Here is a 15,862-nt window from a genome sequence, read left to right on the forward strand (position 1 = left end):
GCATGCCCCAGGGCACATTGAAACCACCTCAACCATCAAGCATGAAGGGGAAAGACACTGCGCCTGAGCGCGAACAAAAAGGGGAGCACGTCACGGTGCCTGCCAATCATTGAGCGAACACTGATTCAACATTACATTTCCGAGGGACACCCTCTGGCAAATGTTATGGGTACTACAATCCACTATCACGCCATACAGTCCACTAAAAAGTTACCGACCCGACTTCCCGAAACACTCTATACCCGCAAGGGCTAGCCGGTTTCTTGTTACAGAAGCGGCAAAATGGCGTTTGCCCCAGTAATTGCAGTATACTCAACTGTAAGGGTAACTCTTCTGCTGGCAGGTCTATCGTAGGCCCAGGAACTACTTCCCCCTGGTGACACAACGATAAAAACGTAATAGGGACGCCCCAGCTTTTTTGGACAAAACCTTAGGGACATAGTCACATGCGCGTTTACTACGATCGGGATGCCGACGTTAACCTCATCAAGAGCAAGAAAGTCGCCATCATCGGTTATGGCAGCCAGGGCCACGCCCATGCGCTGAACCTGAAGGATAGCGGCGTGAAAGAGCTGGCCATCGGCCTGCGTCCGGGTTCCACCGCCATCGCCAAGGCCGAAGGCGCGGGGCTGAAGGTGATGACCCCGGCTGAAGCCGCCGCCTGGGCCGATGTCGTGATGGTGCTGACCCCGGACGAGGGCCAGGCCGACCTGTACTACAAGGATCTGGCCACCAACCTGCGCCCCGGCGCGGCCCTGGCCTTCGCGCACGGCCTGAACGTGCATTTCAACCTGATCGAGCCGCGCGCCGATATCGACGTGTTCATGGTCGCCCCCAAGGGCCCCGGCCACACCGTGCGCGGTGAGTACCTGAAGGGCGGCGGCGTGCCGACCCTGGTAGCCGTGGCGCAGAACGTCACCGGCAACGCGTTCGACCTCGCCCTCTCCTATGCCTCGGCCAATGGCGGCGGCAAGGGCGGCATCATCGAGACCACCTTCCAGGAAGAGTGCGAGACCGACCTGTTCGGCGAGCAGGCCGTGCTGTGCGGCGGTCTGGTCGAGCTGATCAAGGCTGGCTTCGAGACGCTGGTCGAGGGCGGCTACGCCCCCGAGATGGCCTATTTCGAGTGCCTGCACGAGGTGAAGCTGATCGTGGACCTGATCTACGAGGGCGGCATCGCCAACATGAACTATTCTATCAGCAACACCGCTGAGTATGGCGAGTATGTCACCGGTCCCCGCCTCATCACGGCTGAAACCAAGGCCGAGATGAAGAAGGTGCTGGAAGACATCCAGACCGGCCGCTTCACCCGCGACTGGATGCTGGAGAACAAGGTGCACCAGAGCAGCTTCAAGGCCATCCGCCGCCGCAACGCCGCCCACCCGATCGAGGAAGTGGGCGCCAAGCTGCGCGCCATGATGCCCTGGATCGGCAAGAACGCCCTGGTGGACAAGTCCAAGAACTGATCCACCTGATCAAACTTGCCGTGGGGGTGCGCAACGCCGCGCACCTTGCCGCGCTGCAATCGGCAAGGGCGGCGGCAACGCCGCCCTTGCGCCATTTTACGCGCAATTTTCCCAAGCGCGCCGCCGAGCTGACCGATGGCGGCTCGATCTACTGGGTCATCGGCGGGGTCATCCTCGTCCGCCAGCGCATTCTCGACATCACCCAGGACACCGATCCTGAAGACGGCACCCCCTCCACCGCCCTTGTGCTGGCCCCGGAACTGGTGCGCGTGGAAGCCAGGGCGCAGCGGGCCTTCCAGGGCTGGCGCTATCTGCCCCCCGAGGACGCGCCGCCCGATCTGACCGCCCGCAACAGCGACACGGCCGAGATGCCCGAGGCCATGCGCCGCGAACTGGCGGCGCTGGGACTGTTGTAAATTTTGCGTCCCGCCCGGCTCATGCTAGTGCGTCCCCACGTTAGAGGAGACCCACGATATGGCGGTGAACGCCTTTATATTCCCGGGACAGGGCAGCCAGGCCGTCGGCATGGGCCGCGACCTTGCCGCCGCCTTCGCGCCCGCCCGTCAGGTATTCGAGGAAGTGGACGAGGTTCTGAAGCAGAAACTCTCCAAGCTGATGTTCGAGGGCCCCTCCGAGGAGCTGACACTGACCGAGAACGCCCAGCCCGCGCTGATGGCCGTCTCGCTCGCCGTGCTCCGCGTGCTGCAAGCCGAGGGTGGGATCAGCCTGAAGGACAAGGCCATCGTCGTCGCCGGGCACTCCTTGGGTGAATACGCCGCCCTGGCGGCGGCTGAGTCCTTCTCCATCGCCGAGACCGCCCAGCTGCTGAAGCTGCGCGGCCAGGCCATGCAGCACGCCGTACCCGCTGGCTTGGGCGCGATGGCCGCCCTGCTGGGCGTGGAGATGGACGCCGCCCGCGAAATCTGCGCCGAGGCCGAGATGGGCCCCGAAGGGCGCGAGATCGTCTCCGCCGCCAACGATAATGGCGGCGGTCAGGTCGTCATCTCCGGCCATAAGGCGGCGGTGGACCGCGCCATCGAGATCGCCAAGGCCAAGGGCGTGAAGCGCGCCATGCTGCTGCCGGTCTCCGCGCCCTTCCATTGCGCGCTGATGGCCCCGGCGGCGGACGCCATGGCCGAAGCCTTCGCCAACATCCCGCCCCGCACCCCGCTGGTGCCCGTGGTGGCGAACGTGACCGCGCAGAAGGTGACCGACCCCAATGTCATCCGCGACCTGCTGGTGCAGCAGGTGACCGCCACCGTGCGCTGGCGCGAGAGCGTGCAGGAGATGGTGGCCCTGGGCGCGACCAATTTCGTCGAACTTGGCTCAGGCAAAGTGCTGGCCGGGCTGGTCAAGCGCATCGCGCCGGAGGCCACCGCCATCTCCGCCGGCACGCCCGCCGATATCGAATCTCTGCTGAAGGTTCTGTAAATGTTTGATCTGACTGGCAAAACCGCGCTGATCACCGGCGCTTCGGGCGGCATCGGCGCGGAGATCGCCCGCGCGCTGCACAAGCAGGGTGCGACCGTGGCGCTTTCCGGCACACGGCGCGAGGCGCTGGACACCCTGGCCGCCGAGCTGGGCGAGCGCGCCCATGTGCTGCCCGCCGATCTCTCCCAGGCCGACGAAGCCGCCCGGCTGATCAACGATGCCGAGGCTGCCCTGGGCAAGGTGGACATCCTGGTGAACAATGCCGGGCTGACCAAGGATGGGCTGGCCATGCGCATGTCCGACGCCGATTGGGAGAAGGTTCTCAACGTGGACCTGGGCGCCCCGTTCCGCCTGATCCGCGCCGCGCTCAAGTTCATGCTCCGCCGCAAGGCCGGGCGCATCATCAATATCGGCTCCATCGTGGGCACTACCGGCAATCCGGGCCAGGCCAATTACTGCGCCGCCAAGGCCGGGCTGGTGGGCCTGACGAAGTCGCTGGCGCAGGAAGTCGCCTCGCGCGGGATCACCGTGAACCTCGTCGCCCCCGGCTTCATCGAAACCCCGATGACCGACGCGCTCTCCGATGCCCAGCGCGCCGATCTCTCGGGCAAAATCCCGCTGGGCCGCCTGGGCCAGCCGGGGGATATCGCCGCCGCCGTAGTGTATCTGGCCGCCGAGGAGGCGGGCTGGGTCACCGGCAGCACCATCCACGTTAACGGCGGCATGGCGATGGCCTGAACCACCTCCTGGGCATGGCGGCTTGGCGTGGCGCGAAAAACCGTGCTAAGCGCCGCCACGTCTAGGGTTAACGATGTACGCCCGGCGGTGCTAAGATTGCACTGTCACCATCATTCTAGTTGCAGGAAAGTGAAGTTTTATGAGCGAAATCGCCGATAAGGTTAAGAAGATCGTTGTCGAGCACCTGGGCGTGGACGAAGCCAAGGTGACCCCGGAAGCCTCCTTCATCGACGATTTGGGCGCTGACTCGCTCGACACCGTGGAGCTGGTGATGGCGTTCGAGGAAGCCTTTGGCGTGGAAATCCCCGAGGATGCCGCCGAGAAGATCACGACCGTGAAGGATGCGGTCGAGTACATCGAGAAGCAGAAGGCCGAGTAAGGCTTTTTCCAGCCTTCTCCATTAAAAAGCCGTCCGAGGAGTTCGCATGCGCCGTGTTGTCGTAACAGGTATGGGGATCACCTGCCCGCTTGGGGTGGGCGTTGAACATGTCTGGAAGAGGCTGATCAACGGGGAGTCCGGCATCAGCGCCATCGACTCTTTCGACACCACGGAGCTGACGGCCAAGATCGCCGGCCAGATTCCCGCGGGGCCTGCCGCCGAGGGCAAGCTTGACCTGTCCGAATGGATCGCGGTCAAGGAGCTCAAGAAGATGGACCGCTTCATCCATCACGGCATGGTCGCCGCCGCGCAGGCCATGGCGGATTCCGGCTGGGTGCCGGAGACCGAGGAGGACAAATGCGCCTCCGGCGTGATGATCGGTTCGGGCATCGGCGGCCTGCAAACCATCTATGAGACCTCGATCATGGTGCATGAGGGCCGCGCCAAACGCGTGTCGCCCTTCTTCATCCCCGCCGCGCTGATCAACCTGATCTCCGGCCAGGTCTCCATCAAATACGGCCTCAAGGGCCCCAACCACTCCGTCGTGACGGCCTGCGCCACCGGCGTGCACGCCATTGGCGACGCCGCCCGGCTGGTCGCCTACGGCGATGCGGATGTGATGGTGGCCGGTGGCGCCGAGGCCGCCGTGAACCAAATCGGCATTGCCGGGTTCTGCGCGTCGCGCGCCCTCTCCACGGGCTTCAACGACCGTCCCACCGAGGCCTCCCGCCCCTGGGACAAGGACCGCGACGGCTTCGTGATGGGCGAAGGCGCCGGTGTTGTGGTGCTGGAAGAGTACGAGCACGCCAAGAAGCGCGGCGCCAAGATCTATGCCGAGATCGGCGGCTACGGCATGTCCGGTGATGCGCACCACATCACCGCGCCCGCCGAGCACCATGACGGCGCCTTCCGCGCCATGAAGGCCGCGTTCAAGAATGGCGGCCTGACCGCCGCGGACGTGGACTACGTGAACGCGCATGGCACCTCGACCCCCATGGGCGACGATCTGGAGCTGGAAGCGGTCGAGAACATGTTCGGCGACCACGCGAAGAAGATTGCCATGTCCTCCACCAAATCCGCCACCGGGCATTTGCTCGGTGCGGCCGGTGCCATCGAGGCGATCTTCTCCATTCTCGCCATCCGCGACGGCATCGCCCCGCCGACCTTGAACCTGCACGAGCCCAGCCGCGCCTCGGTGATCGACCGCGTGGCGCTGACCGCCCAGGAACGCAAGATCAACGTGGCGCTGTCCAACAGCTTCGGCTTCGGCGGCACCAATGCCTCCGTGATCTTCAAGCGGGCCGTCTAAGCCATTTTACGCCGCGGCCAGATTCTACTTTTGCTGGTCACCCTGCTCGTCACGCTACGGGCAGGGCAAATGGCCGCGAAGCAGGCTTATACTTCCCCCGGTGCCGGGCAAACAAACGCCGATGTGGTGATCCCCACCGGCGGCGGTAGCGCCACGGCCGAGGCGCTGGCCAAGGCAGGGGTGATCCGCCATCCGCTCGTGTTCCGGGCCGCCGCGTGGCTGACCAGGACCGATGGCGTTTTGCATGCCGGGGAGTTCATCTTCCCCGCCCATGCCAGCATCAGGGAGATCCTGAATATCCTGCGGCACGGAAAGCCGGTGGAGCATCAGGTGACCATCCCCGAGGGGCTGACCGGAGCGCAGATCGCCAAGATCATTAATAACGCACCCACGGCCACCGGCGAGGTCACCGCCCCGCCCGATGGCAGCGTGTTGCCGCAAACCTATAACTATCCGTGGGGCACGCCTCGCGCCGCCATACTGGCCCGCGCCGAAGCCGCCATGCAGGCCAGCCTGGACACCGCCTGGCCCAACCGCGCCCAGAACGTGCCGCTGAACTCTCCGCAAGAGGCGGTGATCCTGGCCTCAATCGTGCAGCAGGAGACACCGCTGGGGCATGAGTTACCGCAGGTGGCCGCCGTGTACGAGAACCGGCTGCGCCAGGGCATGAAGCTACAGGCCGATCCGACGGTGATCTATGCCGCCACCGGGGGCAAGCAGTCAGGCGGTACGGGTATCAGCCGGACGGACCTTGCCAACCCCTCGCCCTACAACACCTATGCCCATGCCGGGCTGCCGCCAGGGCCAATCTGCGCACCCGGCGCCGCGGCCATCGACGCCGTGCTGCACCCCGCCAATAGCGACGCGCTATACTTCGTCGCCACCGGCAATGGCGGGCATGTATTCTCCCGTCTCTTCAAGGACCAGCTGCGCAATATCGAACATCTGTTCGACGCGCGCAGATAATAAAAAAGGCCCCGCAAGGGGGCCTTTTTGCCATGCCCGTTGGAGCAGGGTCTTACTTCTTGCGCAGGCCGATGCTGGCGAACTTCTTGTTGAACTTGGCGACCTGGCCGCCCGTGTCCATCACGCGCTGCACGCCGGTCCACGCGGGGTGGGACTTCGGGTCGATGTCGAGGCGCAGGGTCTCACCCGGCTTGCCCATGCACGAGCGGGTCTTGAATTCAGTCCCGTCGGTCATGATGATGTTGACCTCGTGGTAGTCCGGATGAATGTTCGGCTTCACCGTATCTGCTCCAAATATGTTTTGAGCCGCCGATCCCGACCGGCGGCGTGGAAGGCCCGGCTTTACGCTGGCGCCCCGCAAGATGCAAGGGATTTTCTGGCTTTTACCAGCGGTCCAGCCTGGCGATCCGGGCGCGGCGGATCACGTAGCGCGTCCATACCAGTTGCACGGCCAGCGGCAGCAGCCCCATGGCCGGGCGCAGCGCGGAAGGGGCGGCGAGAAAGGCGAGGGCGGTGATCCCGCCCAGCGCGGCAAACCCCCAATGCAGCACGGCGACACCCCGCGAATCCATCCCCGCCCGTCGCGCAACCTGATACAGATGCCCGTTATGAGCCCGCGCGATGTTCTCGCCCGCCAGCAGGCGGCGGATGAGGGTAAAGGCGACATCGTAGAACACGCCCGAGAGCAGGAAGGGCACGAGCAGGAAGGAGAGCGGCACCCCCTGAAAGCGCGTGGCGGCAACACCGAACAGTGCAAGCATGAAGCCGCAGAACTGGCTGCCGACATCACCCATGAAGATGCGGCCCTTGGGAAAGTTGAAGGGCAGGAAGCCCAGCACCCCGCCCGCCAGCAGCAGCGAGGCGGTATAGACGAAGAACCCGCCGTGCAGCCCGGCAATGCCCGCCAGAAACAGGCTGGCGATGAGCGTGACACCCGAGGCGAGGCCGTTTAGTCCGTCGATGAAATTCATCGCGTTGGTAACGAAGACGAGAAAGCCCAACGTGATGGCAATGCCCGCCGCGCCGAAATCCACCGTGCCGTAATAGGGCAGGGCCAGCATATGCACCCACAGCCCCGAGGCCACGGCCACCCCGGCACAAGCAAGCTGGGTGAGCAGCTTCACCAGGAATGGCAGGTTGAGCAGATCGTCGATGAATGAAATGGCGGCAATCAACACCGCCGCCGCGATCACGCCGATGAAATACGGCTCCGCGAGGCGGGAGACCTGCCCATAGCGGTAAAGCAGCAGCACACCCAGCAGAAAGGCGCAGACAATGCCCACCCCGCCGGATTTGGGGGTGATGTGGGCATGGGCCTTGCGCGGGTCAGGGTGGTCCGGCACGCCGATGCTGATCATCACCCGCACCACGATGGCGGAGAAAATGGCAAGGCCCGCCATCAGCGCCAAGTGGCGGGGCAGGGCGAGCACGGCAAGGGCGGCGGGTAAATTCATATGCCGTAAACTTGGCTGAAACCGAGGCAAATTAGAAGATGCCTAACTTTGTACGAAAGGGGCTTGCCGAGGCTTGCCGGCCACGCCAGAACCGGTGACGTTGACGCATGCGGGGGACTTGGCGTGAGGATTGCGATTATTGGCGGCGGTTACGTCGGACTCGTGTCTGGCGCCTGCTTCGCTGAATTCGGTGTGTCGGTCGCGGTGGTGGAAGCTGACGCGGCAAAGCGCCAAATGCTGCTTGGCGGCCAGATCCCCATCTACGAGCCCGGTCTGGACAGACTGGTGGCCGACAATGTGGCGGCCGGGCGGCTGACTTTTCCGGCCGCGCTGGAAGAGGGCATCCACGACGCCGAGGCGGTATTCATCGCCGTTGGCACCCCCACGCGCCGCGGCGATGGCCATGCCGACCTCACCTATGTGTTCGCCGCCGTGGAGCAGGTGCTGCGCGCGCTGGATCATCCGGTGGTCATCGTCACCAAATCCACCGTGCCGGTGGGCACCGGGCGCAAGATCCTGGAACTGGCACGGGAGCTGCGGCCGGATCTGGCGGTGGACGTCGCCTCCAACCCCGAGTTCCTGCGCGAAGGCTCGGCCATCGGCGATTTCATGCGCCCGGACCGCGTGGTGGTGGGCGCCGAGAGCGAGCGCGCCCGCGAAGTCCTGCGCCAGCTCTACCGCCCGCTCAACCTGATCGAGACCCCGATCGTCTTTACCGGGCTGGAGAGCGCGGAGCTGATCAAATACGCCGCCAACGGCTTCCTCGCGATGAAGATCACCTTCATCAACGAGATGGCCGATCTCTGCGAGAAGGTGGGGGCGGATGTGAACGATATCGCCAAGGGCATCGGGCTCGATGGCCGCATCGGCCGCAAATTCCTCCATGCCGGGCCTGGCTTCGGCGGCTCCTGCTTCCCCAAGGACACGCTGGCCCTAATGCGCATCGCCGAGGAGGCGGGCGCGCCCTCGCGGCTGATCCAGTCCGTGGTGGCGGTGAACGATGCCCGCAAGGAGGCCATGGCCGCGCGCGTGGTCGCGGCCTGCGGCGGCGATGTGACAGGCAAGACCATCGCGGTGCTGGGCCTCGCCTTCAAGCCTGAGACCGATGACATGCGCGAAGCGCCCTCTTTGCCACTGGTGCGCGGGCTGATCTCGCGCGGGGCGCGGGTGCAGGCTTTCGACCCCGAGGCAATGACCCAGGCCCGCCCGCTGCTGCCCGAGAGCGTGGTGCTGGCGGCGGACACGGCGGAAGCCCTGACCGGAGCCGACGCCCTGGTGCTGGTGACCGAGTGGAACGAGTTCCGCGCCCTCGCCCCGGCCAAGCTAAAGGAGCTGATGCGCGGCAATGCCGTGATCGACCTGCGCAACGTGTTCGACCCCAAGGCCATGCGCGAGGCAGGCTTCATCTATTCCGGCATCGGCCGCGCCGCATCCTGAACACACACGAGGATAACCCGCCTTGAACGCCGCCCATACGCATTATCCCGACTTCGCCAATCCCGAGCTGCTCGAAAAAATCCCGCTTTCCGCCAAGACCATCCTGGATGTGGGCTGCGCGCAGGGCGCCCTGGGCGCAGACTACCTGCGCCGCAACCCGAACTGCCGCGTGCTGGGCATCGACATCGACGAAGACGCGGTAAGCCACGCGCGGCACCGGATCTCTGAAGTGTTCTGCGGCGATGTGGAAAAAACCCCGATGCCCTTCGAGGTGCCGGAAGGGATCGACTGCATCGTCTATGGCGACGTGCTGGAACATCTGGTTGACCCCTGGGCGCTGTTGGCCGAGCACGCCAAATATCTCTCGCCCGAGGGCACCATCCTGGTCTGCATGCCCAATGTCGAGCACTGGTCCTTCGTGGCGCGCCTGCTGACTGGCTCCTTTGGTTACGAGGAGCAGGGGCTGTTCGATCAAACGCATCTTCGCTGGTTCACCCCGCGCACCATGGCCAAGCTGCTGGCCGATGCCGGGCTGCAACTCTCGGACCTGTCGCCCCGGCCTATCGCCACCGACCAGGCCGAGCAATTCGTCGCCGCGCTGGCGCCGGGGCTGCAGGCCGTGGGGGTCGATCCGCAGGAATATCTCAACCGCGCCGGGCCGCTGCAGTTCATCTGGCGCGCGCGCAAATCCTCACCCGAGCGCCTCGAAATCGACGCCACCATGCTGGCCCCGCAGGGCGGCGTTTCCGATGTGCGGGTGGTCGAGCCCGTGCGCGCCCTGCGCACCGACAGTTCTCTCTTCGGCCAGATCCTGGACGAAGCAAATCTGCGCCCCGCACTGCCCGATACGCCGCGTATCGCCGTGCTGCACCGCCCGCTGCTCACCGGGGCCAACGGCCTCGCCCGCGTGCGCACGCTGCTGGACAAGGGCTACGTCGTCATCAGCGAGTTCGACGATCACCCGATATTCCTGGAACAGCGTGGCGTGAACCGGGACGAACTGCTCACCTTCCGCGGCGTGCATGCGGTACAGACCAGCACACGCACCTTGGCCGAGGCGCTGCTGCCCGAGAACCCGGAGATCGCCGTGTTCCCCAACGGCATCTTCGAACTGCCGCAGCCGCGCAACTTCCAGAACCCCGAGCAGATGACCCTGTTCTTCGGCGCGCTCAACCGCCAGGCGGACTGGGCGCCGCTGATCGGCGCGATCAACGACGTGGCGCGCGCCGTCGGGCCGCGACTCAGGTTCCAGGTGATGTTCGACGAAGCCTTCTTCGACGCGCTGGAAACCCCGCATAAGAGCTTCACGCCCATGGGCGATTACGCCAGCTACCTGAACATGCTGGGCGAGGCGGAAATCTGCTTCATGCCGCTATCGGACAATCCGTTCAACCGCGCCAAGTCGGATCTGAAATTCATCGAATCCTCGGCTTCGCGCGTGGCCGCGCTGGCGAGCCCCGTGGTCTATGCCGACAGCATCGAGGATGGCCGGACAGGCCTGTTGTTCAACGACCCACTGCAACTGCGCGCCGCCCTGTTGCGCCTGCTGGCCTACCCGGAGGCGACAAAGCGCATGGCCGAGGCCGCCCGGGCCTATGTGGCGGGCAACCGCATGCTGGCCTACCAGGTGGAAGCGCGCAGCCTGTGGTACCGCAGCCTGTGGGCCCGGCGCGACGAGTTGAACGCCGCACTTAAGGCCCGCGTGCCGGAACTCTTCGCCTGATGGCCGCGGCCAGGAAAATCCAGGTCACCGCCCATATTGAAGTCGAGTGGCTGCACGGGCAAACGGCAAAGGCCACCTGCCCGAATTGCGGCTGTACCGGCGAGGTGACGCAGGTCCTGGCCACCAATTACACGCCCCCCGGTCAGGCGCTGCGCTTCATCCAGCATCTTTGCCCGCGCTGTTCGGTGCGCTTCGTCGATGACATGCACACCATGGACTACGAGGGTGAGCACCTGATCAAGCTGGGCTGGCATAGCCATCAGGCGCAGATCGGGGCGGGCATCTGGCCTATCACGGCGCCGCTCACGCGCCTGCGGAAACCCGCGGGGACGCGGGTTCTGGAAATCGGCGGAGCCTATGGCTTCGGGCTTGACTTCTGCGAACAGATTTACGGCTGGAAAGGCGAGGGGTTCGATCCCTCGCCACTGGCGGCTTGTGGCGCGCGGGAGCTGGGGCTGAACATCCGCAAGGATTACTTCACTGAGGCCAATCTCGCCGAAGGTCCGTGGGATGTCATCGTTGCCACCGAGGTGGTGGAGCACATCCCCAACCCGCCGGACTTCCTGCGCCTGCTGCGCGCCGCGCTGGCCGATGACGGCATTCTGGTTCTCACCACGCCGGACGCAGAATGCATTACTCCTGAACTTGGGATGGCGGAGCTGACCGCGATCCTGGCGCCGGATGCTCATCTGGTGCTGCAAACCGCTCAGAGCCTGGAATATGTGCTGCGCGAAACCGGATTCACACAAACAACGATCCGGCGCGAGGGAATGACGCTGATCGCCTACGCCTCGCCGTCGCCCTTCACGCTGATTGAAGATTTCGCCGCCGGGCACGACGCCTACCGGCGTTATCTGGCCAAGCGCGCCACGCTGGCCGTGCCGGGCTGCGATACACAGCTCGGCTTTGCCGGGCGGGCGCTCTTCGAGGCCGTGAACGCCGCCGACTGGAACATGGCGCAGACCGCCTGGACGGCTTTGCGCGCGGGCGTGAGCGCGCGCTTCGGCTACGAGCTGGAGACGCTGAGCGCTCTGCCCCAGGGCTGCGCGGAGGCTGATCTGGCCGGACTGATCCAGAAAATCCCGCTCGGGCTGGGGATAATCCTGTTCAGCCGGGCTCTGTGGCGGCTGAACCAGGGCGAGAGCAGGGCGGCGCTGCGCCCCTTGTTCGCGCTGGCGCAGCAGGCCCTCGCAGCCCTGCGCAACGCCCTGGCCAAACGCTCGCTGGTCGATGGACTGGCTGCCAACATCGCCGATCTGGCCGCCGTGGAGCTGCTCCTCTGCGCCGCCGAGGCCGCCGGGCCGGAAAGTGTTGTCGGCCTGCTGGAGCGCGGCGACGTACTCACTGGCTGGCGGGGTTTCGTGGCGCTGGTGAATGCGGGGGCATTCGCCTTGGCGGCCGAGCTGAAGGACAAGCTGCTGCCGGACCTGCCGGGCGAGGATATTCCCGCCGGGCTGCGCCACGACGCGCTGCTGAGCCTCGCGAATTTCTACCTGGCACCGGGCGCCGATGCGGCCCTGGCCTTTCCCGTGGCCGAGGCGCTCGGTGAGGAGGGCGGGGATGTTATCCTCGGCGGCTTCACCCGGCTGGTCAATGCCTCGCGTTACGAAGAAGCCCTGGCGGCGGCGGGCCGTTACCGCATAGCGGTGCTGGCGGGCAGGGCAGGGATGGCGGCACGCGATGCGCGGCTGGCCCAGATCGTGCTCGACCTCGCCGTGGGTGACCCGGCGGAAGTGCCGGCCCGGCTGCTGGGGCTGGAGATCGAGCCCGAGCGGCGGGACGTGCTGTTGCTGGAGGCGTTCATCCGGCTGGTCAATGCCTCGCGCTACGAGGAAGCTCTGGACTTCATCGCGGCGCATGATGTCTCTGCGCTGGCTGCGCGGGCGAGCGGGGAAGTGGCAAAAAACACAGGCATTGCCAGGATGGTTCTGGATCTCGCCGTAGGCGATCCGGCGGAAATTCCAGCGCGGCTGCAAGGCTTGGAAATCGAACCCAAGCGGCGCGATGTGCTGCTGCTGGAGGCGTTCATCCGGCTGGTCAATGCCGCGCGCCTCCAGGAAGCAAGGGATGTCTCCACCATGCACCGCATGCCGGAGATGCTCCGCCGCACCGGCGGCAAGACCGGCGCGGATGCGGCCATCGCACTCGCCGTGCTGGAACTGGAATTGGGCAATCCCGCGCTGGTGCCGGAGCATCTGGCCGGGCTGGACGTACCCGCCACGCGGGCGGAGGCGTTGGTCCTTGGCGCCTTTACCGCGCTGGTGAATGCCGCCCGCTACGAGGAGGCCGAGGCCCTGGCCGCTTCCGCACCCTGGTTCGGCCGGCTGACGACACTGCCAGGCAAAGCGGCCGATGATGCACGCTGGGCAGCGATGATGCTGGATTTGCAGCGCGGGCGCGTGGTGAGTGCCGTGCAGCGGATGGAAGCGCTGGCACAAGCGGGAGCCGATGCCGCCGTGCTCGGCGCGCTATATGTGGATGCGTTCATCCGATTGGTGAATCATGGTGATTTCGCCCAGGCGCAGGCGCTGGCGGCAGGAAATGGCGTGGAAAGCCGCCTGGCATATTGCACGCCGGAAGCATGCCAGGATGCGCTGGTCGCGTTGCTGCTGCAGGAGCTGCAACCGGGCGGTACCGCCGCGCGCGTACCGGAACGGCTCAACGCTCTGGACCGGTTGTATCTGGACGAGGCATGGTTGCGGGAGCTGGCCCTGATCTCCTTCGCGACACTGGTGAACCAGGACCAACCCGATCCGGCCCGGCAATTGCTGCCGCGCGTGGAGCCGGTACTGATCAAGCTCCGCCCGCCCTACGCTCCCGCCGAACGCGATGTGCTGTTTGCCGCTGGCATCCTGTATACACAGGACGAGGAAAACTGGCGGCGCGGCTTGGCCAGCTTCGCCAAACTGCGCGACGAACTTGCCAAACTCTCAGCCCCGGGCAAAGAGCCCGCCCCGCTGTTCTGGCCAACCCTGCGCGGCGAGGTCGTGGCTTTGCACCGGCTGAACCGGGGCGGGGAAGCGAGGGAGCTGCTGGAAGCCTTTGTCAACGCCTATTCCGGCGCACCGGATGATCTGCGCCAGCAGATCGAGACATAGACCAACGAGGCCCTGCCTATGAGTTTAAGAAAATTCGCGCGCCGTATGCTGGTCCAGGCCAAATGGAGGCTCTGGGTTCCGCTTGGGCAACTCATGGGGCAGATCCGCAGCCCGCATCAGGTCGTCTTCTCCTGGCCTCAGGGCGAGGTAAAACTCGGGGCCCGCGTGGCGCTGTTCATGCATTTCGACGGGCGCGGGCTCGTGCGCCCGCAACTCTTCGACTACATGCGCGAGCTGAAGGAAAACGGGCTGGATGTCGTGTTCGTCACCAATTCCGACAAGATGCAGCCCACGGCCATCGAGGCGCTGAAGGAAGTCAGCGCCGCCATTCTGGTCCGGCGCAATATCGGTTACGATTTCGGCGCCTGGGCCGATGCGCTGCATACGCTCGGCCTGCCGCGCGAAGAGACACGGGAAATCATCCTCGCTAATGACAGCGTGTTTGGTCCTCTAACGCCGCTGGGCGATGTGCTGCGCCGTTTCAACTACGCCAAGGCGGATGTCTGGGGCCTGACAGAGAGCTGGCAGCAGCGCTACCATCTGCAATCCTTCTTCCTTGCCTTTGGCCCGGCTGCACTGCGCGCCGAGGCCTTCGGCAAGTTCTGGAAATCGGTGCGCCCCGTACCGATGAAATCCTATATCGTGAAGACCTATGAGGTCGGCATTACCCAGGCGATGCTGAAAGGCGGGCTACGTTGCGCTGCGCTCTGGACCTATGACTCGCTGATCCGCCAGGTGAACCTTGATGGGTTAGCCAAGCTTGCCGCCGAGGAGGAGAGTGAGCTGATCAAGCAGGACCCGGTGCATATCACCCGCAAGCTGCAGATCCTGCGTATCCGCGACGCGATCGCCCGGCGCGTCGCGCTGAACCCGACCTCCGATCTTTGGCGCCAGTTGTTGTTCTCGGGCTTCCCGTTCATCAAGCGCGAATTGCTGCGCGACAACCCGACCAATGTGGAGGACGTGGGCGATTGGGCCGAGGTGGTGCAGACCGTGCTGGGCGCCGACCCAGAGCCGATCCTCACCGATCTGCGCCAGATGCTGAAGGACGGCGCACCCTGATCAGACTGGCTTACCGGCTCGGGCTTTTCGTCCTCTGGACGCTGTTCGCGGCGCCGGTACAGGCGGTGCTGCTCGCGCTCCCTGGGCGGGGCAAGGAGCGCTTTGCCCGTATTTATTGGCGCGGCGTGGCCTGGATCATCGGGCTGCGCCTGCGGGTGATCGGCCAGCTTGCACAGGCGCGGCCGGTGCTGTTCGCCGCCAATCATTGGTCCTGGCTGGATATCGTGGCGCTGGGGGCGGTGCTGCCGGCCTGCTTCATCGCCAAGGGCGAGGTGGGGCAATGGCCGGGCATTGGGCTCATTGCCAAGCTCGGGCGGTCGATCTTCGTTTCACGGGGCCGCGATACCGTGGCCCGTGAGCAGAAGGAAATCCAGGACCGGCTGAAGGCGGGAGACAACATCCTGCTCTTCCCCGAGGGTACATCCTCCGACGGCAACCGCGTGCTGCCCTTCGCCGCCGCGTTTTTCTCGCTTGCCTTCAACGAGAATGCCCCCTGGGTGCAGCCCGTGACGATCGTGTACGATGAGTTGGAAGGGCTGCACGTGCGCCGGGGCGACCGCGCGAATATCGCCTGGTTCGGGGACATGGACCTCGCCCCCCATGCCGGGCAGTTGCTACGCCGGCGTAATCTCCGTGCCACCATCTGGCTGGATGCACCGATCCCGCCCGGCACCTACACCACCCGTAAGGGGCTGAGTGCGGCTTTGCAAGGGCGGATCGAAGCCAATGCCGCCGCACTGCGCCAGGGGCGGCTGCCAGAGCAATTTTAAAACGATACAGAAATAATTTACAAAGCGCT

General features: G+C 65.1%; 14 protein-coding genes. 12 read left to right on the forward strand and 2 right to left on the reverse strand.

The annotated features are described in order from the left end of the window. The first annotated feature begins 446 nt into the window (after positions 1–446). The 7 genes from ilvC (at position 447) to mltG (ending at position 6,289) form a co-directional block, all read left to right on the forward strand. Complete coding sequence (gene ilvC, locus HNP71_RS09060; RefSeq protein ID WP_183266578.1) at positions 447–1,466, forward strand: ketol-acid reductoisomerase; 1,020 nt, start codon at positions 447–449, stop codon at positions 1,464–1,466. Between the two features lie 8 nt (positions 1,467–1,474). Continuing rightward, entirely contained in the window at positions 1,475–1,882 is a 408-nt protein-coding gene (locus HNP71_RS09065; protein ID WP_456304184.1) for a DUF1489 family protein, read from the forward strand. 58 nt (positions 1,883–1,940) lie between these two features. After that, positions 1,941–2,897 carry an ACP S-malonyltransferase gene (fabD, locus tag HNP71_RS09070; RefSeq protein WP_183266579.1) on the forward strand — a complete coding sequence of 319 codons (957 nt, stop codon included), beginning with the start codon at positions 1,941–1,943 and terminating at the stop codon, positions 2,895–2,897. Next, entirely contained in the window at positions 2,898–3,635 is a 738-nt protein-coding gene (gene fabG, locus HNP71_RS09075; RefSeq protein ID WP_183266580.1) for a 3-oxoacyl-[acyl-carrier-protein] reductase, read from the forward strand. It abuts the gene before it with no gap. Positions 3,636–3,774: 139 nt separating this feature from the next. Further along, positions 3,775–4,014, forward strand: a complete 240-nt coding sequence (locus HNP71_RS09080; protein ID WP_183266581.1) for an acyl carrier protein — start codon at positions 3,775–3,777, stop codon at positions 4,012–4,014. Positions 4,015–4,060: 46 nt separating this feature from the next. Beyond that, positions 4,061–5,323, forward strand: a complete 1,263-nt coding sequence (gene fabF, locus HNP71_RS09085) for a beta-ketoacyl-ACP synthase II (protein ID WP_183266582.1) — start codon at positions 4,061–4,063, stop codon at positions 5,321–5,323. Between the two features lie 30 nt (positions 5,324–5,353). Then, positions 5,354–6,289, forward strand: a complete 936-nt coding sequence (mltG, locus tag HNP71_RS09090; protein ID WP_246344151.1) for an endolytic transglycosylase MltG — start codon at positions 5,354–5,356, stop codon at positions 6,287–6,289. A 52-nt stretch (positions 6,290–6,341) separates the two neighbouring features. On the opposite strand, the gene rpmE is transcribed toward mltG, so the two are convergent. Both rpmE and HNP71_RS09100 read right to left on the reverse strand, forming a co-directional pair. Further along, the gene (gene rpmE / locus HNP71_RS09095; protein WP_183266583.1) at positions 6,342–6,569 is read right to left on the reverse strand and encodes a 50S ribosomal protein L31; all 228 of its coding nucleotides are present in this window, start codon (positions 6,567–6,569) and stop codon (positions 6,342–6,344) included. 103 nt (positions 6,570–6,672) lie between these two features. Then, positions 6,673–7,743 (reverse strand): glycosyltransferase family 4 protein, encoded by a 1,071-nt coding sequence (locus HNP71_RS09100; RefSeq protein ID WP_246344152.1) that lies wholly within the window; start codon positions 7,741–7,743, stop codon positions 6,673–6,675. 123 nt (positions 7,744–7,866) lie between these two features. Between HNP71_RS09100 and HNP71_RS09105 the strand changes: the two genes are divergently transcribed. From HNP71_RS09105 to HNP71_RS09125, 5 genes are all read left to right on the forward strand, one after another. Continuing rightward, the gene (locus HNP71_RS09105; protein ID WP_183266584.1) at positions 7,867–9,180 is read left to right on the forward strand and encodes a nucleotide sugar dehydrogenase; all 1,314 of its coding nucleotides are present in this window, start codon (positions 7,867–7,869) and stop codon (positions 9,178–9,180) included. 22 nt (positions 9,181–9,202) lie between these two features. Then, the gene (locus tag HNP71_RS09110) at positions 9,203–10,903 is read left to right on the forward strand and encodes a methyltransferase domain-containing protein (RefSeq protein ID WP_183266585.1); all 1,701 of its coding nucleotides are present in this window, start codon (positions 9,203–9,205) and stop codon (positions 10,901–10,903) included. Then, on the forward strand, positions 10,903–14,001 hold the full coding sequence (locus HNP71_RS09115) for a class I SAM-dependent methyltransferase (RefSeq protein ID WP_183266586.1): 3,099 nt from the start codon (positions 10,903–10,905) through the stop codon (positions 13,999–14,001). Before HNP71_RS09110 ends, HNP71_RS09115 begins: the two co-directional genes overlap by 1 nt. 18 nt (positions 14,002–14,019) lie before the next feature. Beyond that, on the forward strand, positions 14,020–15,063 hold the full coding sequence (locus tag HNP71_RS09120) for a rhamnan synthesis F family protein (protein ID WP_246344153.1): 1,044 nt from the start codon (positions 14,020–14,022) through the stop codon (positions 15,061–15,063). Between the two features lie 65 nt (positions 15,064–15,128). Then, a complete protein-coding gene (locus HNP71_RS09125) occupies positions 15,129–15,833 on the forward strand; it encodes a lysophospholipid acyltransferase family protein (RefSeq protein WP_343062377.1) in 705 nt (234 codons plus the stop codon). Positions 15,834–15,862: the final 29 nt, after the last annotated feature.

The sequence above is a fragment of the Acidocella aromatica genome, from assembly GCF_014201825.1.
Taxonomy (GTDB): domain Bacteria; phylum Pseudomonadota; class Alphaproteobacteria; order Acetobacterales; family Acetobacteraceae; genus Acidocella; species Acidocella aromatica.